At 76.0% G+C, this 753-nt stretch carries 1 protein-coding gene; it reads right to left on the bottom strand.

All coding sequences use genetic code 11. From position 1 onward, the window contains the following. Window positions 1–24: 24 nt before the first annotated feature. Window positions 25–708, bottom strand: a complete 684-nt coding sequence (locus MHY29_RS12200; protein ID WP_239241588.1) for an ABC transporter ATP-binding protein — start codon at window positions 706–708, stop codon at window positions 25–27. Window positions 709–753: the final 45 nt, after the last annotated feature.

Raw genomic sequence — 753 nt, 5'->3', positions numbered from 1 at the left:
TGCTCACCATGGTGGACGGGCGGCTCAGGCCGCGAGCCGCCCGTCCACCATGGTGAGCACGCGGTCCGTCGCGCCGAGGAACTCGTGGTCGTGGGTGACCATGAGCGTGGCCACGCCCTCCTGCCGGGTCAGCTCGCCGAGCAGCTCGACGACGGCGGCGGAGCGCTCGCGGTCCAGGGCGGAGGTCGGCTCGTCCACCAGCAGCAGGGCCGGGGCGCCGGCGCCGGCGCCCATGAGGGCGCGCACGATGTTCACGCGCTGGCGCTGGCCGCCGGAGAGCTGGTGCGGGCGCTGGTCGACCTGCCGGCCGAGGTCCACGCGCTCCAGCAGCTCCTGGGCGCGGGCGGCGGCCGCCGTCCGGTCCGCGCGGGTGGACTTCGGGTCCAGGCGGACCACCAGCTCCAGCTGCTCGCGGGCCGTGAGGGACGGCAGCAGGTTCGGCTGCTGGAAGACCACGCCGATCCGGTCGCCGCGCAGTCGGGTCCGCGCGGCGCGGGAGAGCCCGGTCAGCTCGGTCCCGGCTACGGTGACCGATCCGGAGGTCGGTGCGATCAGGCCCGCGGCCACGGCCAGCAGGGAGGACTTGCCGGAGCCGGAGGGCCCGATCATCGCGGTGAACGTGCCGGGGGTCAGGTCCAGGCTCACGCCGTCCAGGGCGCGCAGGGTCCGGCCCTCGCCGTCCGGGTACTCCAGGACGAGGTCCCGCACGGAGAGGGCCGGACCCTGCGCGCCCTGGACGGCGTGAGCCTGGAC

Source organism: Micrococcus sp. ACRRV, from assembly GCF_022346985.1.
Classification (GTDB): Bacteria; Actinomycetota; Actinomycetes; order Actinomycetales; family Micrococcaceae; genus Micrococcus; species Micrococcus porci.
Note: the sequence above shows the minus strand (reverse complement) of the source record. Positions and strands in the feature narration are given on the sequence as shown.